The organism is Bradyrhizobium sp. SZCCHNRI3052 (assembly GCF_032484895.1).
Classification (GTDB): domain Bacteria; phylum Pseudomonadota; class Alphaproteobacteria; order Rhizobiales; family Xanthobacteraceae; genus Bradyrhizobium.
Genome location: NZ_JAUETW010000011.1, coordinates 215,705 through 241,333, shown reverse-complemented (window position 1 = coordinate 241,333; position 25,629 = coordinate 215,705). Strand labels below are relative to the sequence as shown.

The window sequence follows — 25,629 nt, the reverse complement described above, 5'->3', positions numbered from 1 at the left end:
CGATTTTTCCAGTCGCGCGATGCGTGTTCTATGGAAAGGCAGAACTATTAGTTGTAGTAGCCGGGTAGTGTTTGCCTAGTTCTCTGAATTTTCGAGCGAATTCGTGCACTTCGCGAACGCGGAAACGCTCCGCTAACGATGTTCCCTCAGAAAGACTTCACCTGCGAGCGGTAATGTTTGTGCACCGAACAGGACGCGTGCGCACGAATGCAGCTTGCCACTCAGAACGGAGAAGACGATCGAAAGTTGTCGCCTGCGATCCAGGCGGCTCTCGTCGACTCCCTCTTCCAGGATCCCGGCCCGATGTTCGCCGGCGCACTCTGCGCCGCCGTCGCCGCCGTCATGACCGCGATCAAGAGCGGCGACGTCAATCTGTGGCCGTGTGCCGCGATGCTGATCATCGCAGGGGCGTTCCGTTCGCTCGACATGCGCTACTATCGAAGCCTGTGCGACAACGGCCGCCTCACGCAGGAGGCGGTCGAGCGCTGGGAGGTTCGCTACCAGATCGGCGCCATGATCTATGCGCTGGTGCTCGGCGTCTGGTGCGTGGTCGCCCTGGTCGACAACAGCGACCCGGTGGTGCACCTGATCGCGATCACGGTGACGCTCTGCTACATGTCGGCGGGCGCGGGCCGGACCTACGGGCGGCCCTGGATCTTCCACGTCCAGATCCTGCTCGCCTGCGGACCGCTCGCAGTGGCCCTCGCGATCCACGGCAGCCCTTATTACCTGGGCATGGCGGCGTTCTGCGTCCTGTTCTTCGTGTCGCTGAAACACATCTCGACCAACCTGCAGCGGATCTTCGTCCAGGCCTTCGTGGCGCGCGAAAGCGAGGCCGCACTGGCCAAGCAGTTCGATACGGCCCTGAACAACATGCCGCACGGCCTGTGCATGTTCCGCTCCGACGGGCGTCTGGCCGTGATGAACCATCGCTTCGGCCAGATGATGAGCCTGCCGGATGACATCCTGCAGCGTGGCGGCAAGGCGGCCGACATCATCAACGCCTGCGTGATTGCAGGCTCGATCTCCGCTTCGAGCGGCCGGCTGATCCTGGCCGAGATCGAGCACACCAAGACCCATAATGTCATTACCAGCGATCCCGACGTCGCGCGCGACCGGTCGCTGTCCTGGACCTTCCAGCCGATGGCCGACGGCGGCGCCGTGGTCCTGCTCGAGGACATCACCGAGCGCCGGCATGCCGAGGCGCGCATCTCGCATCTGGCGCGCTACGACGAGCTCACGACCTTGCCGAACCGCGTCAGCTTCCGCGACGAGATCGAACGGCTGCTCAGGATTCCGCAGCGGCACGGCGAATTGTCCGCGCTGCTGTTCGTCGATCTCGACCGCTTCAAGCAGGTCAACGACACGCTCGGCCACCCCTGCGGCGATCAACTGCTCTGCGCGGTCTCCGAGCGGCTGCGCGACATGCTGCGTCCTGAAGACTTCGTCGCGCGCTTCGGCGGCGACGAGTTCGTGGTGTTCCAGCGCAACATCCGCTCCAACGACGACGCGGCGATGCTGGCGCGCCGGATCGTCGACCAGCTCAGCGAGCGCTACAAGATCGACAATCACCTGGTCGAGATCGGCGCCAGTGTCGGCATCGCCATGACCGCGCCGGGGATCAGCGCCGACACCCTGCTGAAGAATGCCGACATGGCGCTGTATCGCGCCAAGGCGGAGGGACGCGGCACCTTCTGCTTCTTCCGCGATGAACTCGCCCAGACGGTGGAAGCACGCCGCATCCTCGAGCTCGACCTGCGCAAGGCGCTGGCGAACGAGGAGTTCGAGCTGTTCTACCAGCCGCTGGTCAACCTGAAGTCCGGCAAGATCTCGACCTGCGAGGCGCTGCTGCGCTGGAACCACCCGGTGCGCGGCACGGTCTCGCCGGTCGACATCATTCCCGTCGCCGAGGACATGGGCCTGATCGTCGATCTCGGCCGCTGGATCCTGCGCAAGGCCTGCCTGGAATGCATGAAATGGCCGGATGCGGTCAGCGTCGCCGTCAACTTCTCGCCGCAGCAGTTCCATCAGCGCGATGTGCTCAGTGAGGTCCGCTACGCGCTCGAAGTGTCCGGGCTGCCGCCGCATCGGCTCGAGATCGAGATCACCGAATCCTCGCTGTTGCGCAACACTCAGCTCACCCACGATGTGCTGTCGCAGCTCCACATGCTCGGGGTCCGTATTTCGCTCGATGATTTCGGCACCGGCTATTCGAGCCTCAGCTATCTGCACAATTTCCCGTTGGAGAAGGTCAAGATCGATCGCTCATTCCTCGAAGGCATCGACAGCGATCGGCCGCTGACCCTGTTGCGCGGTGTCGCAAGATTGTCCGCCGATCTCGGCATGTCGGTGGTGGTGGAGGGCATCGAGACCAACGAGCAGCTCGAACTGGTCAGCGCCGACGGTACGGTCACCGAGGCGCAGGGCTATCTGTTCAGCCGGCCCGTCCCCGCCATCCGCATCCGGCAGCTCCTGAATGCATCGCATGGGCGTCGTTCGAGCGACGGGGCGATCGCGGCCGCCGGCGGGACACGTTCGATCGCTTGATCGCCCGACCTCCGCCTTGATGCGGTGGTGCCGGGAAAGACCGACCAGTGCTGAAGGCGGCTCTGTGCGCAGCATCCCGCCGGTCCGAGCATGGCTCGTATGGGAATGGCAATGTAACAACCCCACGTCGCATCGTTCGGAAACATCGCACGTGCATGCCAAGCGAATCCGTTTCGATTTGATACGCAAGTGATCCGAAGCAATCGTCCAGCGTAGCATCCAATCCCGTAAGTCACGGTTACGCCTCCGGGATTCTACGTGCCGTTAACTTTGTACCGGCGAAAGCTTTGCGTCGGCATTAACCCGCTGTTAAGCTCATACTGCTCGTAGGAGTTGTGTGAAAAGGGGTTGCGGATGAAGTCGGCGGCTAGAGTGAGTGCCGTTGCTGAGCAGAAGTCGGATGTGCTGGAGAACGTGGACTATCGACTGGCGTTGACTGCTGAAGACAAGGACGAGATCTATCGGCTGCGCTACCGCGCCTACCTGCGTGAAGGCGCCATCCTGCCGTCGCCCAGCGAACGCGTCAGCGACGAATATGACGATCTTCCCAACAGCTTCATCTTCGGCGTCTACGTCAATGGCGAGCTCTACAGCTCGATCCGCATCAGCGTGCTGAACTCGCAATGGCGCCGATCGCTGTCCTCGGACATGTTCGCCGACCTGCTGCATCCCGAGCTCGATCGCGGCAAGGTCATCATCGACCCGACTCGGTTCGTCGCCGACCATGAGAAGGCGCGGCTGTTTCCGGCGCTTCCCTATGTGACCGTCCGGCTCGGCTACGTTGCCTGCGCCCATTTCAATGCGGATATCGGTCTCGCCAACGTGCGCCCCGAGCATCGTGCGTTCTACAAGAAGGTGTTCCTGCAGGAACCATGGGGTGAACCGCGGCTCTACTCCGGCCTCACCAAGCCGGTCGGCCTGGTGGCGGCGCATTATCCTTCGATCCGCGATCGCGTGTTCCAGCGCTTTCCGTTCATGCGATCGAGCGCGTTCGAGCGACGGATGCTGTTCGATCGTCCGGCGCCGGACGCCTTCACTGATTCGTTCAGGATTCACGCGGTCGCGAGGGCCGGCTGATCGTCGGCCGATATCGGGGCCAGTTCGGCCGTCCGGCCGGTTCGCACCGTGGCAGCGATGCAAAAATCAGCGAAAAAGCGCCCTGCTGCAGGCGCTGAGCGGCTTGCCTTCACCCTGGCGCCACATTTACAACCCATTAACCATCGCGGTCGCTTTTCGGGTTTCGTTAGCATTTGACGGGGTTCGGCAAGACCCTATCAAGGTTGACGGAACGTTCGCTTAACCATCGCCCTGTAGACCGGATGGCAGTCTAAGAACGTGAGCGTGGAGGCTCCGGGAATGAAATATCAGATGCGTATCCTCCAGGGATTGAAGTTGGCCGCCGTGCTGGCCGTGGCGCTGTCGATGGGCGCCTGCGCCAACAAGAATCTCACCGGGGCCGACGGGGCGATGGCCAGCGCTGCGACTCCAGGCAGCCAGCAGGACTTCGTCGTGAATGTCGGCGATCGCGTCTTCTTCGAGAGCGATCAGACCGATCTCACGCCGCAGGCGATCGCGACCTTGGAGAAGCAGGCGCAGTGGCTGCAGAGCTATCCGCGCTACTCCTTCACGATCGAGGGCCACGCCGACGAGCGCGGCACCCGCGAGTACAACATTGCGCTGGGCGCGCGGCGCGCGCAGTCGGTCCGCAACTTCCTGGCGTCGCGCGGCATCGACCAGGGCCGCATGCGCACGATCTCCTACGGCAAGGAGCGGCCGGTGGCGGTCTGTAACGACATCTCGTGCTGGTCGCAGAACCGCCGTGCGGTCACGGTCCTGAACGCCAGTTCATAAAGCTGAACGAATCCGTTGCTGATGAAGCCGGCGTCGCCCATCGACGCCGGCTTCGTCGTTTGTTGTCGGCGGGTCTCGGCCGGACTTGGTTTTTTCTTCGCTTGAACGTCATTTGTATCCGTCGCATTTCTGCTTTACAGCCACGCTCACAGGCCTGTTTTCAACGTCTCGCCGATCTGGTCGTCAGGGCAGCATGTCGTTCATGTTTCTTCCACGGAGCGCCGCCGCGATCCTCGCCGCGCTCGTCATTTTTTCGTGCCAGGCATTTTCGTCGCGGGCGCTCGCCCAGACCGATGATGATGATCCCGAGATCCGGATTCAGCGGCTCGAAAATCAGCTCCGGCAACTGACCGGTCAGAACGAGGAGCTGCAATATCGCAATCGCCAGCTCGAGGACCGGCTGCGACAACTGCAGGGCGCAGCACCTGGGGGCGCCGCCGCGGCGCAGCCGACCGCGGCCGCGCCGGCGCAGGCCAATCCCGCCTACGGCCAGGCTGCTCAGCCGGCCAACGGCCAGCAGCAATATGGCCAGCAGCCGTACGGCCAGCCGCAACAGGCCTATCCCCAGCAGCAGCCGGGCTACGCGCAGCCGCAGGCCGGCGCGCCGGTGCAAATCGTCCAGGAGCCCGCGGCCCCTGGCCGGGGCCGCCGCGGCGATGCGTTCGATCCGAGCCAGAATCCGACGGCTCCCGGCGCCCCGCAAGCGCTCGGCGGCGGCCAGTTGCCGATCCAGCCGGGTGGCGGCCAGCCCGCCGGCCGTCCCGCCGGCGATCCCACGACTCTCGCCAACACGGGCGGTCGCTATCCCCAGGGTGCTCCGCCGGCCGCCGCTCCCGGCGCTGGCGGACTGGAGACCGCGCCGCCGCGGCAGACGCCGCGCGACGAATACGACCTCGGCATCGGCTACATGCAGCGCCGCGACTACGCGCTGGCCGAGCAGACGATGCGCAACTTCACCCAGAAATATCCGAACGATCCGATGGTCGGCGACGCGCAATACTGGCTCGGCGAGAGCTTCTACCAGCGTCAGCAATATCGCGATGCCGCCGAGGTCTTCCTCGCCGTGACGACGAAATATGAGAAGTCGGGCAAGGCGGCGGATGCGCTGCTCCGGCTCGGCCAGTCGCTGGCCGCGCTGAAGGAGAAGGAGGCCGCCTGCGCCGCGTTCGGCGAAGTGACGCGTAAATATCCGCGCGCCTCGGCGGGCGTGAAGGCGACCGTCGATCGCGAGCAGAAGCGGGTGAAGTGCTGAACGTCCCCGGGCGAGGGTAGCCTCTCGCCTATAATCGGCGGGGCGGGTAGGCTGCGGCGCCATGTCCAAGGCCCGTTCCGAAGCCGATCCTGCGATCTCCGCAGCCGAAGCCGAGCGCCTGTTCGCCCCGCTTTCGGGGGCGCCCGCGCTGGTGCTCGCCGTGTCGGGCGGTCCGGATTCGATGGCTCTGATGTGGCTCGCGGCGCAGTGGCGCGCGGGGCTCGCGCAGGGGCCGCGCCTTGTGGCCGTGACGGTCGACCATGCGCTGCGGCGCGAGTCCGCCCGTGAAGCCCGCATGGTGAAGGAGACCGCGCGCAGGCTGGCAATTCCACATCGGACCCTGCGCTGGAACGATGAGAAGCCGGACACTGGGATTCCCGAAGCGGCGCGCCTGGCACGATATCGCCTGCTGGCACGCGCCGCGCGGCAGGCTGGCGCCGGACACGTCGTCACCGCCCACACCCGTGACGACCAGGCCGAGACCGTGCTGATGCGGCTCTTGCGCGGCAGCGGCATTGCGGGGCTCGCGGCGATGGCACCGCTCAGCGAGCGTGAAGGGCTGTTGCTGGCGCGGCCTCTGCTCGACGTTGCCAAGGCCAGGCTGGTGGCGACGCTGCGCTCGGCCGGCATCCCCTTCGCAGATGACCCGACCAATCAAGATCCCGCCTTCACCCGGCCGCGGCTGCGCGCCCTGATGCCGGCTCTGGCCGCCGAGGGCGGCGATGCCCGGACGCTGGCGACGCTGGCCGACCGGCTCGGACGGGCCAATGCCGCGATCGAATTGATGGTGGATGGCGCCGAACGCTATCTTGCACTGCGCGCGGCCGGGAGCAGGCCGGTGGGCGCGATTCACGGCGAGACCTTCGAGGCGCGCGCCTTTGTCGCACTTCCAGCCGAAATCAGGCTGCGGCTGCTGATGCGCGCGATCAACCGCGTTGGAACCGAAGGTCCCGTGGAACTCGGCAAGGCAGAGTCGCTGCTGGCGCGGCTGGACCGGACTCTTGCGGAGATCGCAGATGGTGGTACGTCTGCTCCGGGCAGGCTAAAACAGACCCTGGCTGGTGCACTGGTAAGCATGACGAGAGAGACGATCCGCATCACGCCCGCGCCGCCGCGGCGGTCGCGCGGGGTCTGAAGCGGTTCACCGCCTTCGCGGACGCTTAACCACCTGCCTTGGCGGCGCTTTCCCGCGCCATTTTTTGAGCGGGAATCGGGCTAGGATGCGATAAATAGTCCTTTCTAGTTCCCTTGGCATTGCGGCGAGTGGTACCTAGATTACGAGATGGTCGACCGGGGGATTCCCTCGTGGCTACCCAGGGATGAGTCCGAGGACGAACGGCCGCGATCCGCGCGACCACGAAGGAAAATCGATGAACGCCAATCTGCGCAATTTCGCCCTTTGGGTCATTATTGTCCTGTTGCTGTTGGCGCTGTTCACACTCTTCCAGAACCCGGGGCAACGCGCGTCGTCGACCGACATCAACTTCTCGCAGCTGTTGACCGAGGTCGATCAGGGCAATGTGCGCGACGTCGTGATCCAGGGGCCGGAGATTCACGGCACCTTCAAGAACGGCTCGTCGTTCCAGACCTACGCGCCGAGCGATCCGAACCTCGTGAAGCGCCTGTACGACGCCAAGGTCAACATCCAGGCCAAGCCGCCCGGCGACAACGTGCCGTGGTTCGTGTCGCTGCTGGTGTCGTGGCTGCCCTTCATCGCGCTGATCGGCGTCTGGATCTTCCTCTCCCGGCAGATGCAGGGCGGCGCCGGCAAGGCGATGGGCTTCGGCAAGTCGCGCGCCAAGATGCTGACCGAGGCGCATGGCCGGGTGACGTTCGAGGATGTCGCGGGCGTCGACGAGGCCAAGCAGGACCTGCAGGAGATCGTCGAATTCCTGCGCGATCCCGGCAAATTCCAGCGGCTCGGCGGCCGCATCCCGCGCGGCGTGCTGCTGGTCGGCCCTCCCGGCACCGGCAAGACGCTGATCGCGCGCGCCGTCGCTGGCGAAGCCAACGTGCCGTTCTTCACCATTTCGGGTTCTGACTTCGTCGAGATGTTCGTCGGCGTCGGCGCCAGCCGCGTCCGCGACATGTTCGAGCAGGCCAAGAAGAACGCGCCCTGCATCATCTTCATCGACGAGATCGACGCTGTCGGTCGTCATCGCGGCGCCGGTCTCGGCGGCGGCAATGACGAGCGCGAGCAGACCCTCAACCAGCTGCTGGTCGAGATGGACGGCTTCGAGGCCAATGAGGGCGTGATCCTGATCGCGGCCACCAACCGGCCCGACGTGCTCGATCCGGCGCTGATGCGTCCCGGCCGCTTCGACCGCCAGGTCGTTGTCTCGAACCCCGACATCATCGGCCGCGAGCAGATCCTCAAGGTTCACGTCCGCAAGGTGCCGCTGGCGCCGGACGTCAACCTCAAGACCATCGCCCGCGGCACCCCCGGCTTCTCCGGCGCCGACCTGATGAACCTCGTCAACGAGGCTGCTCTGACCGCCGCTCGCCGCAACAAGCGGATGGTAACGCAGTCCGAGTTCGAGGAGGCCAAGGACAAGGTGCTGATGGGCGCCGAGCGCCGCTCGATGGTCATGACCGAGGAAGAGAAGATGCTGACCGCCTATCACGAGGCGGGACATGCGATCGTCGGCCTCAACGTCCCGAGCCACGACCCGATCCACAAGGCGACCATCATTCCGCGCGGCCGCGCGCTCGGCATGGTGCAGTCGCTGCCCGAGGCCGACCGTCACTCGCATACCCGTGAGTGGTGCGTCTCGAAGCTTGCGATGATGTTCGGCGGCCGCGAGGCCGAGGTGCAGAAGTTCGGTCCGGAGAAGGTGACCAACGGCGCCACCGGCGACATCCAGCAGGCCACCAACCTCGCTCGTGCGATGGTGATGGAATGGGGCATGTCCGACAAGCTCGGCCGCGTCCGCTACCAGAGCAATGAGCAGGAGGTGTTCCTGGGCCATTCGGTGGCGCGCTCGACCAACATCTCCGACGATACCGCCCGCCTGATCGACTCCGAAATTCGCGGCCTGATCGAGGCCGGCGAGCAGGAGGCGCGCCGCATCATCACCGAGAAGCGCGACGATTGGGAAGCGATCGCCCAGGCGCTGCTCGAATACGAGACGCTGACCGGCGAGGAGATCAACGACCTCCTGAAGGGCAAGAAGCCGAACCGCGAATCGGCGATCGAGCCGTCGACGCCACGGGCGTCGGCCGTGCCGCCGGCCGGCAAGCCGCGGCCGCGGCCCGATCCGGGCCTGGAGCCGCAGCCTCAGGCGTGAGCCAGGGTTGATATGCAACGGACATCCGGCGGTCAGCCCGTCTGATCCGGAAGATTAAGAGAAACGACAGGCCCGGCTTGCAGCCGGGCCTTTTGTTTGCTTGGAGATCGGTGCCGGCGGTGGTCCGAACCGCAGGTTATGAGCGTGGGAGAAGTCCGTGTGTTGACGGGGTTGCCGCGGACCGCATCCAGCGGCGCCGCGCGCATCACGGCTTGTCGAACCAGGCCTTCCACTGCGGGACGGCGGTCGCGAACGTGCCGCGATGGCTGGTCGGCCCGGTCGACACCGCCTCGACCTTGCTGTTACCGGCCCCGATCGCCTGCTGGTAGGTCATCGCCAGGCGGCCGAGACCGGTCGAGATCGCCTCGTCGGTCTCACCGTAATAGTTGCGCACCGGCGTCTTGATGATCCAGCGATAGGCCTGCGTCTGCGCGACCAGGCGGCCGTAGGCCGACGCCGCGAAATACTCCGCATCGAAATAGTCGGGCTTGAGCAGCTTGTGCAGATCGGTCGGGACGTCGGCGACGTTGAAGGGCTCGCGCTCATAGGCCTTGCGCGCCACATCGTAGTAGCTGTCGCTGATCACCGAGCGCGCCAGCCCCGGCACCGCATAGTAGTTCTCGAACGCGAACGCCGACAGGATGAACAGCGAATTGACCCAGGCGGCGTCGTTCTTGCGCGGGAAGCTGAGGAAGCCGTTGAGCGCCACGGACACGTCGACAGGGGCGCTCGCGGTCGCCGCCGCCGTCACCGGCACGCCGGCGCTTTCGAGCTTCTCGAGAAAGGCCATGGTCACGAAGCCGCCTTGCGACCAGCCGGCGATGTCGAGCCTGGCGCTCGTCAGCTTCATCTGGTCGAGCACGGCGCGGCTCGCCCGCAGCATGTCGTAGGTGGCCTGCTGATGGCTGGCCTTCACCATGTAGCCTTCTGGCTCGGTCGAGATGCCCATTCCGAAATAGTCGGCGCCGATCAGCAGATAGCCTTGCCCCGCGAACTGCGCGATCATCAGCTGGGTCTCGGGCGACTGCTCCGGAAACGACGGCACCTCCTGCTTCCCGTACACCGTGCCGTGCTGATAGGACACCATCGGCAGGCTGGTCTCGCCGGTCTCGGGCACCGCGAGCAGGCCGCTCGCCGTGATCGGCTTGTTGCCGCGCTCGGGGATGACGGACGCATAGGTGACGCGATAGAGCCGGACGGCGTTGCGGGCCGGGGTGTAGGTCACCGAAACGCCCGCGAATTTCGACGTGTCGACGGTGAGGATGGTGTTCAGCCGGGCGACGTCCCAGCGGGCCAGATATTCATAGCTGACGTCGGAGGAGACATGGATAGGACCCTTGTCCTGGGCGCGGCTGGTTACCGGCCAGATCATGCAAACGAGCAGGGCGATGAGAGCGCGATAAACGAACATGGGATCTCCCCGGCCTGCCGCCGTTGGTTGCATTCGGACCCCTGCGATACAGATTACGAGTAAACAATCGGTGCGGCGCCCGTGGTCGCGCGCCGTTGCCCGCGCTTAAGCCTTCTTCAAGCGTCCGCGCCTATGTCTCGATCGGGAATGCATCCATGCAGCGCGGGGCGAGGTCCAGATGGCCGACAATCCTGATGCCGCCGCGATCCCATCGCAGCGTCGTGACGTTCCGCTCGGCCTGTTCGCGGCCTGCTTTGCGCTCGCCTGCATCAACGCCTCGTTCTTCCCGGCCGGACTGTGGTCGGGCACCTGGATCTGGGACCAGGCCGGGCTCGGCATTCCCACGGACTTCGTCAATGTCTGGGCGGCCGGCAAGCTCGCGCTGCAGGGACATCCGGCCCTGGCCTGGGACTGGGACGTGCAGCGCCAGGTCGAGCTCGCTCTGCTGCGGCAGGATTTTCCGGGCTACTTCGCCTGGCACTACCCGCCGCCATTCCTGTTCGTCGCGGAGTTCCTGGCGCAGTTTCCCTACACGCTCGCCTTTGTCGGCTGGGTCTATGCCAGCTTCGTTCCCTATGCGCTCGCGATGCGCGCGATCGTCGGCCGCGGCTTCGGCCTGCTGCTCGCAGCCGGCTTTCCGGCCCTGTTCTCGAACGCTCTGGTCGGGCAGAACGGATGCCTCACCGCCGCGCTCGTCGGCGGCACACTCTATCTGCTGCCGGTGCGGCCGGTGCTGGCGGGGATCTGTCTCGGCCTGCTGACCTACAAGCCGCAATATGGCCTGCTCTTCCCGATCGTGCTGATCGCCACCCAGCGCTGGACAGCCTTCATCTCTGCGAGCGTCACCGCCATCGTGCTGGCGCTGCTGTCATGGCTCGCCTTCGGGTTGGAGAGTTGGCAGGCCTTCTTCCATTGGCTGCCGATGTTCTCGCAGGCGTTCCTGACCGAGGGCAAGGCGACCTGGTGGAAGCTGCAGAGTCTGTTTTCGCTGGTACGCTATTTCGGCGGCTCGGAAGCGCTCGGCTGGACCTTCCAATGGGTGCTGACCGCGGCCGTTGCGATCGTGCTGGTGATGCTGTGGCGCAGCCCCGTGCGCTATGCTCTGAAGGCGGCCGCGCTGGCCGTCGGACTGCTGCTGACGACGCCTTATCTGTTCATGTACGACATGATGGTTCAGGCCATCGCCGTGGCGTGGCTGGTGCGGATCGGCCTCGCCGAGGGCTTTCGCCGCTACGAGCTGCCCGCGCTCGGCGGCATCGCGGCGCTTCAGATCACGTTCATGCTGTCCGGGATTCCGCTTGGGCTCGCCGCCAATCTGATCATGGCCGGCTTGGTGCTGGCGCGCGCCGGCTCGTGGTGGCGTCGGCAGCCGGCGCCCGCCGGCATGGCGCTCGCGCACGCCTGACGTATCGATCACGCGGCACAGGGTCATGATTTCTCTTGTCTTATCGCGTGAACAAGTGTTCAGTTCTTCCCAGCCATTTGTGAGGTCGATCCTCCAAAAACACTGAACCAGCGTTCGCCGGGTGCCCTGGACGAGCGCGTCCGGGACGAGAAACGCCATGGTCTATCGGCGAACCCATCAGGTCGTGAAGCGGCTGGCGGCCCGCCGCAGTGCGATTCTGGCAGCCGCGCGCGAAACCGCCGCGGAAGGCGGCATGTCGGCCGTCCAGATCGCCCCGGTGGCGATCCGGGCCAATGTCGCAGCCGGCACCGTCTATCGCTACTTTCCTTCCAAGGCCGATCTGATCTCGGAGCTGATCGCGGAAGTCTCGCGCGACGAGCTCGCTGCCGTGCGGCGCGCCGCCGATGCGGCGCCCGGTCCGTCCTCAGCCCTGGCTGCCGCGGTTTCCACGGTGGCTGTGCACATCCTGTCGCAGCGCAAGCTCGCCTGGGGCATCCTGGCCGAGCCGGTCGACGTCGACGTGACTGCGTCACGGATCGCGAGCCGCCGCGAGATCGTCGGCGAGATCGCCTCGCGGATCGACGCGGCCGTCCGTGCCGGCCACCTTCCGGCGCAGGACACCCAGTTGGCCGCGACCGCGCTGCTCGGCGCGCTGCACGAGGCGCTGGTGGGGCCGCTGGCGACCGAGAATCCCGACGACCCTGCCAAACTCCGTGACACTGTTCAGGCGGTCACCCTGCTGGCGCTGCGCGCGGTCGGCGTCATGGATGCGCGTGCGCGCGGTCTCGTCGTGCAGGCCGTGCTGCCGGTCAGGAGCCTGGTCGGCGCGTAGTCCGCGTCACCCGTGCCTGTCGGGCAAGGCCGCGCTTAAGCAAGGATTCACCCGTCGCGGCGATGGTGGGGGCTGGCGCGCTGCGAGAGGCCGCCCTTGCCTCACTCCAGGTGTCTCCTCGGACGATGTCGATTGCACGCAACCCTCTGGCGACGCGCCTCGTCATCGCCGGATCGGCCGCCGCCGGCGCCGTCTATGCGTATCTCGCCGGCGAGGATATCAACTGGGACTGGCAGAACTATCACGACTATGCCGGCTTCGCGCTGCTGCATGGCCGCTTCGATGTCGATGTGGCGCCCGGCGGTTTTCAGAACTTCCTCAATCCGCTGATCTACCTGCTGCCTTACGCGGTCCGCCACGGGCTCGAGGCGCCGTGGTGGGGCGTCGCGCTGGGCGCGCTGCACGGCCTCAATCTCGCGCTGGTCTATTGGGTCGCGCGCGTGCTGCTCGGGCGCGCGGCTGACGCGTCCACGCTCGGCGCCGCGCTCATCATCGCCGCCCTCAGTCCGATGGCGCTGTCCGAGGTCGGCACCAGCTTCGCCGACATTCTCACGACCATTCCGATCCTCGCCGGCATCGCGCTGATCTTCGGGGAGGATGACGCGCGCGGCCGCCGTTTCGCCGCCGCGGGCCTGCTGATCGGCGCGGCCACGGGATTGAAGCTCACCAATGCGACGTTTCTGATCGGAGCGGGCGTGTCGCTGCTGCTGGTGGCGCGGCCGTGGCGCGCGATCGTCGCGTTCGGGGCCGGCAGTGCGGCCGGCGCGATCGTGACCGCGGGGCCGTGGGCGCTGAAGATGGCGCGCGACTACGGCAGCCCGCTGTTTCCATTCTACAACACGGTCTTCCGCTCGCCCGAAGCGCCGCAGATCTCGATCGCCGATACGCGCTTCATGCCGTCCGGCGTGCTCGATGCGCTCGCCTATCCGTTCTACTGGGTGATCGGCAAGCATCCCTCGTCGGAATGGCCGTTCCGCGATCCGCGTTTCGCCGTCGTGATCGTGCTGCTCATCGCGCTGATCGTCACCGGCCTGTGGCAGCGGCGTGAAGTGCTGCCGCTGCGCGAGCGGCGCCTCCTGATCTTCTTCTGGCTCAGCTACGTCCTGTGGATGCTGGCCTTCTCGATCCAGCGCTATCTGATGCCGCTCGAGCTGTTGTCGGCGCCGCTGATCGTGCTGCTGCTCATCCGTCTGGTCGATACTTGGCGTGCAGACGCTGGGCCGGTCGCGTCACCATCGCGGCGGACGACGCAGGCCGTCACGGTGATGGCCGCGCTCGGCATCGCGCTGGCGTCGCAGCCGACCGACTGGATGCGGCGGTCGTGGTCGGACCCCTATCGGCCGCAGCTCGCGGCCAACCTGCAGCGTCCGGCGACATTCCTGCTGCTGCAGAAGCCGCTCGGCTACGTCACGTCGTTCCTGCCACAGGGCTCGCGCGTCTATCAGTTGTCCGAGCTCGTGGTGCCGATCGTGCCTGGCGGCGTGCTGGACCGCCGGGTTCGCAACGGCCTCGCCAACCCGCTGCCGGGAGGCGTATGGGCGCTGTATCTGTCCAGAAGCCCGGCCGACAACCCGCCGCGGCTCGAGGTGCTCGCCGACTACGACCTCCAGATCGATGCGTCGCGTGGCTGCGAGCGCATTCCTGGCGCCGCCGGCATTGCCATCGAGGCCTGTCCGGTGATCGCGCGGCTCAAGCCCCCGTCCACGGCCGGATTGGGCGCGATCGATACGATCCAGTAGGTCGTCTCAGATATGGGCGTCGCTCGACGGCCCGACATAGGCGATCCGCACCATGTTCGTGGTGCCGGGCGTGCCGAGCGGCACGCCGGCGACGATGATGACGCGCTGCCCGGCGCGGACGAAGCCGTCGCGGAACGCGATCGAGCCGGCGCGCTCGACCATGTCGTCCTGGTCGCGCGCGTCCTCGGCCACCACGCAGTGCACGCCCCAGACGACCGACAAGCGGCGCCCGGTCGCCAGATTGGGCGTGATCGCGACCACCGGCGGCTTCGGCCGCTCGCGCGCGACACGGATGGCGGTGGAGCCGGACGAGGTCCAGCAGATGATCGTAGGAAGATCGAGATTTTCCGCGATCCGCCGCGCGGCCTCGGCGATCGCATCGCCCGCGGTCGATTCCGGCTCGGGACGCTGCGCCGCGATCACCGAGCGATAGACCACGTCGCGCTCGACCTCCTCGCCAATGCGGTTCATGGTCGAGACCGCCTCGACCGGGTATTTGCCGGCGGCCGACTCGGCCGACAGCATGATGGCGTCGGCGCCTTCATAGACGGCGGTGGCGACGTCGGAGACCTCGGCGCGGGTCGGCACCGGCGACTGGATCATCGATTCCAGCATCTGCGTCGCCACCACCACCGGCTTGCCGGCGCGGCGCGCCAGCCGGGTCATCTGCTTCTGCAGTCCGGGCACGCGCTCCAGCGGCAGCTCGACGCCGAGATCGCCGCGCGCCACCATCAAGGCATCGGAGACATCGATGATGTCGTTGAGCCGGTCGATCGCCTGCGGCTTCTCGATCTTGGACATCACCGCGGCGCGGCCGCGGATGATCTTCTTGGCTTCCAGCACGTCGTCGGCGCGCTGCACGAAGGATAGCGCGATCCAGTCGATGCCGATGTTCAAGGCTGCATCGAGGTCGGCGCGGTCCTTCGGCGTCATCGCCGAGACCGGCAGGTCGGTGTCCGGCAGGCTCACGCCCTTGCGGTCGGACATCCTGCCGCCGATCACGACCCGGGTGACGGCGCGGGTCGGCGAGGTCTCCTCGGCGATCAGCCTCACCTTGCCGTCATCCAGCAGCAGCGCATGTCCCGGCTGCAGGGCGGCCAGGATTTCCGGATGCGGCAGGTGGACCCGCGTCACATCGCCCGGCGTCTTGTCCGAATCGAGCACGAAGCTCTGGCCGTTGTTGAGCTGAACCGGCCCCTCGGCGAAGGTGCCGAGCCTGAGCTTCGGGCCCTGGAGGTCGACCAGAATGCCGATCGGGCGGCCGTAGCTCGCCTCCACGCTGCGGATCGTGGCCACCAGCTCCCGCAGCTTGTCGTGCGAGGTGTGGCTCATGTTGATCCTGAAGATGTCGGCTCCGGCCTCGAACAGCTTGCGAATCATCGTGCTGTCCGACGAGGCGGGACCGAGCGTGGCGAGGATCTTGATGCGTCGCAGCCGCCTCATGGCTTGGGTGCTTGCCCTGGCGGCAGGGCCGGCGCGGCCGCCGGCGGCGTGCCCTGCGGCCCATTCGGCAGACCGGGGACGTTGCCTCCGGGCCCGAGCGTGCCCGGGATACCTGGAACGCGCTGCTGCGCCGGCTGCTCATTGGCCTCGGTGAGCTGCACGGTCCAGGCACGCTGGTCGCCGGTGTCGACCTCGAAGAAGCCGGTGCGGTCGAAGCCTCGGGCCAGGCAATTGTCGGTGCCCTTGATGGTGAATTCCTTGTCACGCGAGCACATGAAGGCCTGTCCCGACCATTCACCGCCGCGGTCATAGTCCAGCGCATAGATGTAATAATAGCGCGCCACCAGCGTGCCCTTGAGCAGCGTCTCGCAGCTGCGTGACGACACGTTCCACCAGCCTTCCGTGGTCCAGCCTTCGGCGTCCTTGTAGCCGAGGGCGATCCCGACCCGGCTGGAGGTGTTGTTGCAGAGCCGAAAATCGGCGGCCGCCGGGGACGACCACAGACAGAGCGCGGCCAACCCAAGCAGCGAAAGCAGTCCGTAACCGGGGCGGAAGGGATTGCGATGCAAGAGAGAGGAGATTTTCGGGATCATTGCGCGACGCTATATCAACCGTTGAACGATGTCGCTGGGCTTGGCTGCGGCTGTCAACGTCATGACGATCTCGTGCGAAGCCGCTGCGATCCAGCGCCTCGCTCCTCCTGACGGTGCTGCGATATGGCCAAATCTGCGACGAAGCCTCATTATATAGCAGACATCCGTCACGGCGCGGAACAGGGAACAAAGAGATGACGATGGACAGCACCACCCGGACCGAGCTCGAAGCCGCCGCCTTTCGCCGGCTTGTCGAGCATCTGCGGACCAGAACCGACGTTCAGAACATCGATCTGATGAATCTGGCAGGCTTCTGCCGCAACTGCCTCTCCAACTGGCTGAAGGACGCCGCCGACGCCCAGGGGGCACCAATGACCAGGGACGAGAGCCGCGAGGCGGTCTATGGCATGCCCTACGAGCAATGGAAGGCGAAGTACCAGCGCGAGGCGAGCGCCGAGCAGCACGAAGCGTTCAAGAAGGCGCATCCGGGCCACTGAATCCGGAACGAGCGCGCAGGAGATGCGCTGTGTTGCCCTGCGCGCGCGAGTCCAGACTTGGCAGGGGCTTCGAACGGCGAATCGGGTGCTGCGCGCGATGGCGACGAAACACAAGTGGCGCGGGCGGCTTGCGCGGGCTTGACGCTGCGCAGGCCAACAAGATGTGGGCGCTCTGTGGATGAGGTCGATGTCGCCTTGACGCAGGGCACGCCAGATTTGAGGGTCGCGGCGAACACGCAGCGCCCTTTGGCGCCTTCCTTGGACACAGAGTTCCACTCAGGAGTATCAGATGGCCACCTCCGCCGCCGCGAAGGACGACGACTCGCCCGCGACCCGCTTTGCCGTAGACCAGCTCAAGTCGATCATCGAGCGGATCGAGCGTCTCGAGGAGGAGAAGAAGGCGATCTCCGAAGACATCAAGGACGTCTACGCCGAGAGCAAGGGCAATGGCTTCGACGTCAAGGCGCTGCGCACGATCATCCGGCTGCGCAAGCAGGACCCGAACGAGCGCCAGGAAGAGGAAAGCATCCTCGAGACCTATATGCAGGCGCTCGGAATGATCTGAGCAGCCGGCCTCGCTCACCAGCAGGAGACCTCCGCCGGCCCCTGACGGGGCATTCGCTTTCTCGCGATTCGGCTCGGCGCGCCGGCGGCATGCGCGTGCTGCGGCGATCGACGCCGCACTCCAAACGCGTCAATGCTGAGGAGAACGACGAAGCCGGCCGCCTCGGCGTCAGCGCAAGGCTGCCGCGCGCATGGCGAAGGATTTGGTTTCGAGCTTGATGATCGCCGGCCCTGTGAACTGGTCATAGCTCAGTCCCGGCGTCGGCTCGGCGGCGAAGCTCATCGCCAGCGCGACCTGCGGCTTGACGAAATAGCTGCGCATCACGGTGAGGTCGACCTCGCCCATTTTCGTCACGGACATCGATGACGATGCGCTCGGCGTCAGCATGATGGCCCGCATCCAGGTCGAATCGGGGCCCTTGGCCGCGGAGATTCGCGTCGCCATCGTGATGGCGCCGTCCTGACCTTGCCCGTTCTTCGCGGCCACCGGGGCGGGCTCCGGCGCCGGCGTGACGCTGCGGGTCGCCGGGCGGGAGTTTCGCACCGGGATGGCGGTCGTGGAGGCGGCATTGGCGCGATCGAGCGGAGAGGAGGCCGGGGGCGCGAAGGCCATGGCCTGCATCAGGCTCGCGGTCTGTTGCTGATCGATCGACGACAGCGCACGGCGCGCCGTGATCGCGGCAACCTGCTCGGGGGTTGCCTGCTTCGGCGTCCCAGGATTGTCACCCCAGAAGCCGCGCGAATTGATGATGTCGGCGACGCTCTGCGGCGCGCCGTCCCTGGATTTGCTGCCGACAGCACCCGTCGTTTCGGACTTCGTCTCGGGCCTGGTCGCCACGGGGTGAGCGGCAGATTGCGCATCCGCGGAGGCCAACTGCAGCGCATTGGCGATCTTGCCACGCGCGGTGGCGGCTTTGCTGTCCACCGCTCGCTCGGCGGTCCGGCTGTCCTTGTCGGAGCTCTTGTCAGCCGGCTTGGCGGCGAGTGCCGCGGTTTGGACCGGCTTGGCGTCGGCCTTGCTCTCGCTCTCGCCAGACTCGTCGTCATCCTCGCTCGGACGACCGCGGAACAGCCGTGCAAACAGGTTGGGGCGGCTGGACGACGCGTCATCGCCATTGCCGCGTTTCTCGATCTCGGCCTTCGCCAGCTCATAGCCCTTGAGCGGAACGCCGTTGCTCGGCACGTGAACGGTCTTTCCGTCCGGGAAGACGCGGGCAAGCTGGTCAGCCGTCATCCGCGGCCAGTGCCGGATGTTGCCGGTGTCGAGGTGCACGAAAGGCGAGCCGGAGGTCGGATAGAAGCCGACACCGCCGCGCTGCAGGCGCAGGCCGGCGAAGCGGATCTGCTCCAGCGGCACGTTGGGAATGTAGAAATCCATCGCGTGGCCCAGCATGTGCTGGCTGTGCCGCGCCACACCGGAATGCGCCGAGCGACGGCGCAGCATCGAATTGGTGGCGGGCGACCGGTACGACGAGATGATCTGGATCGGCTGCTTGGCGTCGACGTCGCGATAGACTTCCCAGAGGATGTCGAACAGGCGGCGGTCCATGACCGTCTCGTCCTGGGTACGCCAGTCGCGGAGGAAGTGATTGAGCTTCTTCAGCGCGTCTTCGTCATAGCGGCCCTCGCGCTTGAAGGTGACCGTCAGGTCCTCGCCGGAATGGGTGTGGTGGAAGGAGAGGGTGTGGGTTTCATTCAGCGCCGCTGCGTCATGCACCGAGCCGGCGCCGATGAGCAGCAGCAGCGCCGCCAGCCCGCATTGGCATCCAGCCTTCCAACCCGCCCTCGTGAGCGAAACAGATTGGCGCGCGAAAACAGACAGCAAGATGCAGCCCACCCCGTCGACGAGCGTTTACTCGATTACCCTCTTGCGGCCCGTCCGGCGGAAGAGAGAGGAAACGCTTACCTAAGGCGGGATGGTTAAGGGATACTGACCGGCCCGCCCCCCAATTACCTTAACATATACTCTTGAGTGTGGCGAAAAAGAGCCATCGAATCTTGGTTGATCCTTGTGGTTAACCTAAAGCAAAGGCCCCGCCGATCGGCGAGGCCTTTGATCTCCAAACGGAAATTGTGACCGTGATTGGCGGCCTGATCAGCGGGTGAAGACCCGCCGGGCAGGACGGCCGACCGGCGCCGGCGGCGTCGGCGGGCCACCGCCACCGAACAGACGCTCGAAGAAGTTCGGGCCGGAGGAGAAGCTGTTGTCGCTGAGGCTGACCGAGTTCGGCAGCGCCCCCTTCGGACGCGCGTAGCTGGGTTGGGCGTGGGCGACGACGTTCTCGAGATCCTTGCCGCGGTTGTTCTTCAGGATCGCGATCATGGTGGCGTCGCGGCCATAGATGTCCTTGCGGAATTGCAGCTTGCCGGCATCGTCGACGAAGGCGGTCTGGTAGGTGATGTTGACCGGGATCGGCGTCGGGAATTTCAGGTCGATCTCGCTCCGGCCGTACATGCTGCGGATGCGCTCTGGCGTGTAGCGCTCGTTCGGCATGGTGATGTTGAGCAGCACCGACGCGTACTGATCCGGATACTGCACGCGCATGCAGCCGTGGCTGAAGGCGCGCTCGTCACGGGCGAACAGGTTCTTGTCCGGCGTGTCGTGCTGATAGACCAGGAACTTGTTCGGGAAGTTGAAGCGGATGCGGCCGAGCGCGTTGGCCTCGCCCGGCGGCTGCGAGATGTGGATCGAGCCGTCGCGCGCGCGCTCCAGCCGCAGGCCCATGCGGTCCAGCACGGTCGGGTCCTGCTGCAGCGCCGGCAGATACTCGTTGTAGATGATCGACGGCGGCACGTTCCAGGTCGGATTGACCGTGATGAACTTCATCGTCTCGCTGAGCAGCGGCGTCGCATGCTGCCCGGGCTTGCCGGTCACCACGCGGGTGGTCCACACCTGCGCGCCGTGTTGCATCACCTTCAGCGTGTAGTCGGGAATGTTGAGGATCACATAGGCGTCGCCGATCGCAGGCGCGCCGAGGTCGCGCGGCAACCAGCGCCAGCGCTCCATGTTGACGAGGACCGTATCGATCTGCTTGTCACGCTTGGGCGTGTTCAGCGCCTTCACGGTGCGGTCGTCGAGCACCCCGGTCGGCTTGAGGTCGACACTCTCCTGGAACTTGCGGACGGCGGCGGCGACCTTGGCGTCGTAGCGGATGTCGTCGGCATTCTCGGTGAGACCGAGCTTGGCGCGCAGCTTGGGCACGCGCGGGTCGGACATCTGCGCCTCGGCTTCCTGCGCATTCTTGCCGCGGGCCGGGGTGTATTTCAGCGGCTGGCCTTCGTCGATGATGACGGGCGCGCCGTCGGTGACGCCGCGCAGCTCGGCAAGCTTGGCCTTCAAGAGCTTGTAGAGCCGGTGCGGCGGGTTGTAGCTCTCCAGCGCCGCGGAGGCGTCCTTGGCGCCGGTGACGTTGGCCAGCACCTCGTTCGGGTCGATCGGGTGCTCGGGATACTGGATGTCCGCCGAGACCTGCGACCAGTGCATGCGGCCGCTCTGCGCCTGGCGGGCGTAGTCCATCATGCTCTCGGTGAGCCTGAGATCGGCCTCCGCCAGTGCGTCCGGTGCGGAGGCTGCGGCCGCGAAGTCCGGCACCGGATAGTCGCCGGGATTGAGGCCATCGGCCGCTGCATCCTTGAGACGGGCGATGACGCCCTTCGCGGCGGCCGTCAGGTTGCCGCCCTGGGTCCAGATCGGCGCGTAGTCGCGGCCGGTGTAGAATTTCTCGACGGCGGCGCGTTCGGCCTTGCGGTCGAAATACCTTGTCGCCTTGGTCGCCATCAGGTCGCGCAGACGGTCGGCAACCGGCTGATCGGCGGCGGGAACGGTGCTGGCGGCCTTGACCGGCTCTGGGACTGTCGCGGTCGCAGGGGCTGCTGCAGGCGGCGTGGCGATGGTCTTGGCGGGATCGGCCGCAGGCGCCGCGGCAGAGTCGAGCGGCTTGGTCGTCGTCTCCGGCGCCTTGGCCGGGTCGGGCGACACGGTGGCGGTGGTGTCGAGTTTGAAGTCGCTGGCGGTCGGTGGCGGCACGTTGGCCGGCTCGGGGAACGGGATCGCAGCATCGATGGCGAGCTCGGCCGCGCTGCTGCGGGGCGGATCGCTCTGGGCGAAAGCAGAGGTCGAGGACACCGCGAGGAAGGTCGCCGCGACAGCCATGAGCACGCGGTCATATCCGCCACGGGTGGTCACACAATCTCGCATCGTCAATCCCTCGGATGATCTGTCCCGGCTGGAACAGGTGTAACAAGGTCGATCTGCCAGCTTCGGCGTCGGTACCGCCGGTGAGGATGGTTCACGTCTGCACGCAATGATTCACGCCCAAACGATACTCAAGCCCCACTTCTGCGGCCAGCGCCACACGGGACAACTCACGACAAACTGACTCTTGGGAAACCCCGGCCAAACCGATCGTGCGTTTGTGCCACGCGTTATTTCCTTTGTCTGTCACCGCAAGGCAACGGTTCAGATGTTCCAGTGTTGCCAAGACTTGCGGCCTTTTTCGGACGACAGCCGAGCGCGACCATGGTGAGGATCCGAGCGGCTCAGCCGAGCGGCGGGCTTTCCGTCGCGGGCGTCTCGCCATTGGCCTCGTCGAGCTTGCGGTAGAGCGTCGAGCGTCCGATTTTGAGGCGGCGCGCCACCTCAGACATCTGGCCGCGGTAATGGGCGATGGCGAAACGGATGATCTCATGCTCCATCTCCTCGAGCGGCCGCACCTCGCCGCTTGCGGTGAGCAGCGGCAGGAACCCATGCGAGGGCAGGGGGGCAATGGGGACTTCACTCCCCGGCACCATCGCAGGCAGGGGAGGAACGGGCCGCTCCACGGTGAGGGCCGGCGCAGGCTCCACCGGCGGCGCGTGGGTGGGAATCAGCGGAAAATCGGCAACGCCGAGCTGGTCGCTCTCGCCCATGACGACGGCGCGGTAGACCGCGTTTTCCAGCTGGCGGATATTGCCGGGCCAGTCGAGCTTGGTCAGATAGGCGACGGCCTCGCCGGTGATGCCCGAAATGGCGCGGTTCTCCTCAGCCGCAAACCGCGCGAGGAAATGCCGCAACAGATGCGGGATGTCCTCGCGGCGGGTGCGCAGCGGCGGAACGGTGAGCGGCAGCACATGCAGCCGGTAGAAGAGATCCTCGCGGAAGTGGCCTTCCTTGACGCGGTCGAGCAGCCTGCGATTGGTCGCCGAGATGATGCGCACGTCGACCTTGACCGGCTTGCGGCCGCCGACGGCTTCCACGGCGCCCTCCTGCAGGGCGCGCAGCAGCTTGACCTGGGCGGTGAGCGGCAGCTCCGAGACCTCGTCGAGGAACAGCGTGCCGCCATGGGCTTCGACGAACTTGCCCATGTGACGCTCGGTCGCGCCGGTGAATGCGCCCTTCTCGTGGCCGAACAGGATCGATTCCACCAGATTGTCCGGGATCGCGCCGCAATTGACGGCGACGAACGGCTTCGTCTTGCGCTCGCTGGTGCCGTGGATCGCGCGGGCGAACAGCTCCTTGCCGACGCCCGATTCGCCTTCGATCAGCACGGGAATCGACGAAGCCGCGGCCTTCTCCGCGATGCGCAGGATCGGCGCCATCGCCTCGGCGCGGGTGATGATGTCGGCGAAGGTCAGGCGCCCCTCGCGGCTGTGCCGGATGCGCTGCAATTCGCCCTTCAGGGCCGAGGTATTGAGCGCATTGCGCAGGGAGACCTGGAGCCGCTCGATGCCGACCGGCTTGACGACGAAATCCTGCGCGCCGGCGCGCATCGCGGAGACCACGTTGTCGATGCCGCCATGCGCGGTCTGCACGATCACGGGTATCGAGATCCCCGTCTCGCGCATCTTGGAGAGCACGCCCATGCCGTCGAGGCCGGGCATCACGAGGTCGAGCACGATGGCGTCGATGGGGCCGGCATCAGGATTCGTCAGCTTCTCGATGACGGCGTCGCCGGTCTCGACGACGACCGCCTCGTAGCCGCATTTCTGCACCATGTTCTCCACCAGCCGGCGCTGGACCGGATCATCATCGGCAATCAAAATGCTGGCAGCCATGGCTTTCCTTGCACGCTACGACTATCTGTCTCGAATCGGGGCACTCTCGCCGACGCCGATTAACGCAACCTTAAACCTCGCTGATCGGGATAAACGTTCGAACAACAGGTTACCCATCCGATGACCTCGCGCGCCTCTTCTGCCCTTCGCAAGCCGACCAAAGCTGCTCCTCCGCCCAAAACCGCGTCAAAGACTGCCAAGGCCAGGCCGGCCAAGAAGTCCGTCGTCAAGACTCCGTCGAAGCAGGCAGCCGCCAAGACCAAGCGTGGCGCGACGGCCAAATCGTCTGCAAAGCCGGCGAAGAAGGTGGTCGCGGCCAAGACGGGGATCGGGACGCTGCCCGAATGGAATCTCGGCGATCTTTATATGGGCATCGACGCGCCGGAGATCGCTCACGATCTCGCGAAGATGGATGCCGAATGCGTCGCGTTTGAGACCGACTACAAGGGCAAGCTTGCCGAGCATGTGGCGCGCGAAGACGGTGGCGAATGGCTCGCAGAAGCCGTGCGGCGCTACGAGGCCATCGACGACCTCGCCGGACGGCTCGGCTCCTTCGCGGGTCTCGCGCATGCCGGCGACAGCGTCGATCCCGCGATCTCGAAATTCTACGGGGACATCTCGGAGCGCCTGACGGCCGCGTCGACGCATCTGCTGTTCTTTCCGCTCGAGCTCAACCGCATCGACGACGCCGTGATCGCGCGCGCGATGGAGACGCCCGCGCTCGGTCACTACCGGCCGTGGATCGAGGATCTGCGCAAGGACAAGCCGTATCAGCTCGAGGATCGCGTGGAGCAGCTGTTCCACGAGAAGTCGCAGACCGGCTATTCGGCTTGGAACCGGCTGTTCGACCAGACCATCGCCGGTCTACGGTTTCCAGTCGGTGGCAAGGAGCTCGCGATCGAGCCGACGCTGAATTTCCTGCAGGACCGTGACGGCGCCAAGCGGAAGGCCGCCGCCGAGGCGCTGGCCAAGACCTTCAAGGCCAATGAGCGAACGTTCGCGCTGATCACCAATACGCTCGCCAAGGACAAGGACATCTCCGACCGCTGGCGCGGCTTCCAGGACGTTGCGGATTCGCGCCATCTCAACAATCGCGTCGAGCGCGAGGTGGTCGATGCGCTGGTGGCCTCGGTGCGCGCGGCCTATCCGAAGCTGTCGCATCGCTACTATCAGCTCAAGGCGCGCTGGTTCAAAAAGAAGAAGCTCGCGCATTGGGACCGCAACGCGCCGCTGCCTTTCGCCGCCAATGCCACCATCGCCTGGCCCGAGGCCAAGAACATGGTGCTGACGGCGTATCGCGGCTTCTCGCCCGAGATGGCCGACATCGCCCAGCGCTTCTTCGACCAGAGCTGGATCGATGCGCCGGTGCGGCCGGGCAAGGCGCCGGGCGCGTTCTCGCATCCGACCACGCCCTCGGCGCATCCCTACGTGCTGATGAACTACCAGGGCAAGCCGCGCGACGTCATGACGCTCGCGCATGAGCTCGGTCATGGCGTGCACCAGGTGCTGGCAGCGAAGAACGGTGCGCTGATGGCGCCGACGCCGCTGACGCTGGCCGAGACCGCGAGCGTGTTCGGCGAGATGCTGACCTTCAGGCGCCTGCTGTCCGAGACCAAGGACGCGAGGCAGCGCCAGGCGCTGCTCGCCGGCAAGGTCGAGGACATGATCAACACGGTGGTGCGGCAGATCGCGTTCTATTCGTTCGAGCGTGCTGTCCACACCGAGCGCAAGAACGGCGAGCTGACCGCGGAGCGGCTGGGACAGATCTGGCTGTCGGTGCAGACCGAGAGCCTCGGCGAGGCGATCGAGATCAAGCCGGGTTACGAGAACTTCTGGATGTACATCCCGCACTTCATCCATTCGCCGTTCTACGTCTACGCCTATGCCTTCGGGGACTGCCTCGTGAACTCGCTCTACGCCGTCTACGAGCATGCCGCCGAGGGGTTCGCCGAGCGCTATCTGGCGATGCTCGCGGCCGGCGGCACCAAGCACTATTCGGAGCTGCTCGCCCCGTTCGGCCTGGACGCCAAGGACCCCAGGTTCTGGGACGGTGGTCTCTCGGTCATCGCCGGGATGATCGACGAGCTGGAGCGGATGGGGTAGGGGCGTATAACATGTGTTGAACGGGTCGAAGAGGCGCGCCGGCGAGGTCAGCGAGACCAGCCTGACGCGCTG

Annotated in this window: 18 protein-coding genes; 12 read left to right on the top strand and 6 right to left on the bottom strand. The window is 65.9% G+C overall.

Annotated elements, in window-relative coordinates; genetic code table 11:
* The first annotated feature begins 207 nt into the window (after positions 1-207).
* The 6 genes from QW887_RS26565 to ftsH all read left to right on the top strand — a co-directional run bounded on the left by QW887_RS26565 (position 208) and on the right by ftsH (position 8,937).
* Positions 208-2,547: a putative bifunctional diguanylate cyclase/phosphodiesterase gene (locus QW887_RS26565; protein ID WP_315826695.1), complete on the top strand. Its 2,340-nt coding sequence runs from the start codon at positions 208-210 to the stop codon at positions 2,545-2,547.
* 354 nt (positions 2,548-2,901) lie between these two features.
* The gene (locus QW887_RS26560) at positions 2,902-3,624 is read left to right on the top strand and encodes an N-acyl amino acid synthase FeeM domain-containing protein (protein ID WP_315717579.1); all 723 of its coding nucleotides are present in this window, start codon (positions 2,902-2,904) and stop codon (positions 3,622-3,624) included.
* A 279-nt stretch (positions 3,625-3,903) separates the two neighbouring features.
* Entirely contained in the window at positions 3,904-4,398 is a 495-nt protein-coding gene (gene pal / locus QW887_RS26555; RefSeq protein ID WP_172133860.1) for a peptidoglycan-associated lipoprotein Pal, read from the top strand.
* 202 nt (positions 4,399-4,600) lie between these two features.
* Positions 4,601-5,650: a tol-pal system protein YbgF gene (ybgF, locus tag QW887_RS26550; protein WP_316187700.1), complete on the top strand. Its 1,050-nt coding sequence runs from the start codon at positions 4,601-4,603 to the stop codon at positions 5,648-5,650.
* Positions 5,651-5,711: 61 nt separating this feature from the next.
* Entirely contained in the window at positions 5,712-6,785 is a 1,074-nt protein-coding gene (gene tilS / locus QW887_RS26545) for a tRNA lysidine(34) synthetase TilS (RefSeq protein ID WP_315826698.1), read from the top strand.
* 235 nt (positions 6,786-7,020) lie between these two features.
* Positions 7,021-8,937: an ATP-dependent zinc metalloprotease FtsH gene (ftsH, locus tag QW887_RS26540; protein ID WP_315717576.1), complete on the top strand. Its 1,917-nt coding sequence runs from the start codon at positions 7,021-7,023 to the stop codon at positions 8,935-8,937.
* 205 nt (positions 8,938-9,142) lie between these two features.
* Here the strand turns inward: ftsH and QW887_RS26535 are convergent, their stop codons facing one another.
* On the bottom strand, positions 9,143-10,348 hold the full coding sequence (locus tag QW887_RS26535) for an alpha/beta hydrolase family protein (RefSeq protein ID WP_316166874.1): 1,206 nt from the start codon (positions 10,346-10,348) through the stop codon (positions 9,143-9,145).
* 178 nt (positions 10,349-10,526) lie between these two features.
* Here QW887_RS26535 and QW887_RS26530 point away from each other — a divergent pair, with 178 nt between their 5' ends.
* The 3 genes from QW887_RS26530 to QW887_RS26520 all read left to right on the top strand — a co-directional run bounded on the left by QW887_RS26530 (position 10,527) and on the right by QW887_RS26520 (position 14,324).
* Positions 10,527-11,753, top strand: coding sequence for a glycosyltransferase family 87 protein (locus QW887_RS26530; protein WP_316175053.1), 1,227 nt, complete (start codon positions 10,527-10,529; stop codon positions 11,751-11,753).
* A gap of 157 nt (positions 11,754-11,910) precedes the next feature.
* On the top strand, positions 11,911-12,585 hold the full coding sequence (locus QW887_RS26525) for a helix-turn-helix domain-containing protein (protein ID WP_315717573.1): 675 nt from the start codon (positions 11,911-11,913) through the stop codon (positions 12,583-12,585).
* 125 nt (positions 12,586-12,710) lie between these two features.
* Positions 12,711-14,324: a glycosyltransferase family 87 protein gene (locus QW887_RS26520; RefSeq protein WP_316175052.1), complete on the top strand. Its 1,614-nt coding sequence runs from the start codon at positions 12,711-12,713 to the stop codon at positions 14,322-14,324.
* A 6-nt stretch (positions 14,325-14,330) separates the two neighbouring features.
* Here the strand turns inward: QW887_RS26520 and pyk are convergent, their stop codons facing one another.
* Together pyk and QW887_RS26510 are read right to left on the bottom strand one after the other, a co-directional pair.
* On the bottom strand, positions 14,331-15,767 hold the full coding sequence (gene pyk / locus QW887_RS26515) for a pyruvate kinase (RefSeq protein WP_315717571.1): 1,437 nt from the start codon (positions 15,765-15,767) through the stop codon (positions 14,331-14,333).
* Entirely contained in the window at positions 15,764-16,360 is a 597-nt protein-coding gene (locus tag QW887_RS26510; RefSeq protein WP_315717570.1) for a DUF1036 domain-containing protein, read from the bottom strand. The genes pyk and QW887_RS26510 overlap by 4 nt, the downstream gene beginning before the upstream one ends.
* Positions 16,361-16,554: 194 nt before the next feature.
* On the opposite strand from QW887_RS26510, the gene QW887_RS26505 reads away from it, so the two are divergent.
* Together QW887_RS26505 and QW887_RS26500 are read left to right on the top strand one after the other, a co-directional pair.
* Positions 16,555-16,857: a DUF1244 domain-containing protein gene (locus tag QW887_RS26505; RefSeq protein ID WP_315717569.1), complete on the top strand. Its 303-nt coding sequence runs from the start codon at positions 16,555-16,557 to the stop codon at positions 16,855-16,857.
* 289 nt (positions 16,858-17,146) lie between these two features.
* Complete coding sequence (locus QW887_RS26500; RefSeq protein WP_008961835.1) at positions 17,147-17,422, top strand: DUF2312 domain-containing protein; 276 nt, start codon at positions 17,147-17,149, stop codon at positions 17,420-17,422.
* A gap of 168 nt (positions 17,423-17,590) precedes the next feature.
* Here the strand turns inward: QW887_RS26500 and QW887_RS26495 are convergent, their stop codons facing one another.
* The 3 genes from QW887_RS26495 to QW887_RS26485 all read right to left on the bottom strand — a co-directional run bounded on the left by QW887_RS26495 (position 17,591) and on the right by QW887_RS26485 (position 23,454).
* A complete protein-coding gene (locus QW887_RS26495) occupies positions 17,591-19,246 on the bottom strand; it encodes a DUF882 domain-containing protein (RefSeq protein WP_316175051.1) in 1,656 nt (551 codons plus the stop codon).
* Between the two features lie 270 nt (positions 19,247-19,516).
* Positions 19,517-21,574, bottom strand: coding sequence for a murein L,D-transpeptidase (locus QW887_RS26490; RefSeq protein ID WP_315826750.1), 2,058 nt, complete (start codon positions 21,572-21,574; stop codon positions 19,517-19,519).
* A gap of 386 nt (positions 21,575-21,960) precedes the next feature.
* On the bottom strand, positions 21,961-23,454 hold the full coding sequence (locus QW887_RS26485) for a sigma-54 dependent transcriptional regulator (RefSeq protein ID WP_316186040.1): 1,494 nt from the start codon (positions 23,452-23,454) through the stop codon (positions 21,961-21,963).
* 120 nt (positions 23,455-23,574) lie between these two features.
* Between QW887_RS26485 and QW887_RS26480 the strand changes: the two genes are divergently transcribed.
* Positions 23,575-25,557, top strand: coding sequence for a M3 family oligoendopeptidase (locus tag QW887_RS26480; RefSeq protein ID WP_316186041.1), 1,983 nt, complete (start codon positions 23,575-23,577; stop codon positions 25,555-25,557).
* Positions 25,558-25,629: the final 72 nt, after the last annotated feature.

What these genes read in the sequence shown, in the direction of transcription:
- ybgF (WP_316187700.1), top strand. Translation starts at nt 4,601, where the DNA reads ATGTTTCTTCCACGGAGCGCCGCCGCGATCCTCGCCGCGCTCGTCATT.
- pyk (WP_315717571.1), bottom strand. Translation starts at nt 15,767, where the DNA reads ATGAGGCGGCTGCGACGCATCAAGATCCTCGCCACGCTCGGTCCCGCC.
- QW887_RS26530 (WP_316175053.1), top strand. Translation starts at nt 10,527, where the DNA reads ATGGCCGACAATCCTGATGCCGCCGCGATCCCATCGCAGCGTCGTGAC.
- QW887_RS26510 (WP_315717570.1), bottom strand. Translation starts at nt 16,360, where the DNA reads ATGATCCCGAAAATCTCCTCTCTCTTGCATCGCAATCCCTTCCGCCCC.
- QW887_RS26500 (WP_008961835.1), top strand. Translation starts at nt 17,147, where the DNA reads ATGGCCACCTCCGCCGCCGCGAAGGACGACGACTCGCCCGCGACCCGC.
- QW887_RS26520 (WP_316175052.1), top strand. Translation starts at nt 12,711, where the DNA reads ATGTCGATTGCACGCAACCCTCTGGCGACGCGCCTCGTCATCGCCGGA.
- QW887_RS26560 (WP_315717579.1), top strand. Translation starts at nt 2,902, where the DNA reads ATGAAGTCGGCGGCTAGAGTGAGTGCCGTTGCTGAGCAGAAGTCGGAT.
- QW887_RS26490 (WP_315826750.1), bottom strand. Translation starts at nt 21,574, where the DNA reads ATGGCTGTCGCGGCGACCTTCCTCGCGGTGTCCTCGACCTCTGCTTTC.
- tilS (WP_315826698.1), top strand. Translation starts at nt 5,712, where the DNA reads ATGTCCAAGGCCCGTTCCGAAGCCGATCCTGCGATCTCCGCAGCCGAA.
- QW887_RS26480 (WP_316186041.1), top strand. Translation starts at nt 23,575, where the DNA reads ATGACCTCGCGCGCCTCTTCTGCCCTTCGCAAGCCGACCAAAGCTGCT.
- QW887_RS26535 (WP_316166874.1), bottom strand. Translation starts at nt 10,348, where the DNA reads ATGTTCGTTTATCGCGCTCTCATCGCCCTGCTCGTTTGCATGATCTGG.
- QW887_RS26525 (WP_315717573.1), top strand. Translation starts at nt 11,911, where the DNA reads ATGGTCTATCGGCGAACCCATCAGGTCGTGAAGCGGCTGGCGGCCCGC.
- QW887_RS26505 (WP_315717569.1), top strand. Translation starts at nt 16,555, where the DNA reads ATGACGATGGACAGCACCACCCGGACCGAGCTCGAAGCCGCCGCCTTT.
- pal (WP_172133860.1), top strand. Translation starts at nt 3,904, where the DNA reads ATGAAATATCAGATGCGTATCCTCCAGGGATTGAAGTTGGCCGCCGTG.
- QW887_RS26565 (WP_315826695.1), top strand. Translation starts at nt 208, where the DNA reads ATGCAGCTTGCCACTCAGAACGGAGAAGACGATCGAAAGTTGTCGCCT.
- ftsH (WP_315717576.1), top strand. Translation starts at nt 7,021, where the DNA reads ATGAACGCCAATCTGCGCAATTTCGCCCTTTGGGTCATTATTGTCCTG.
- QW887_RS26485 (WP_316186040.1), bottom strand. Translation starts at nt 23,454, where the DNA reads ATGGCTGCCAGCATTTTGATTGCCGATGATGATCCGGTCCAGCGCCGG.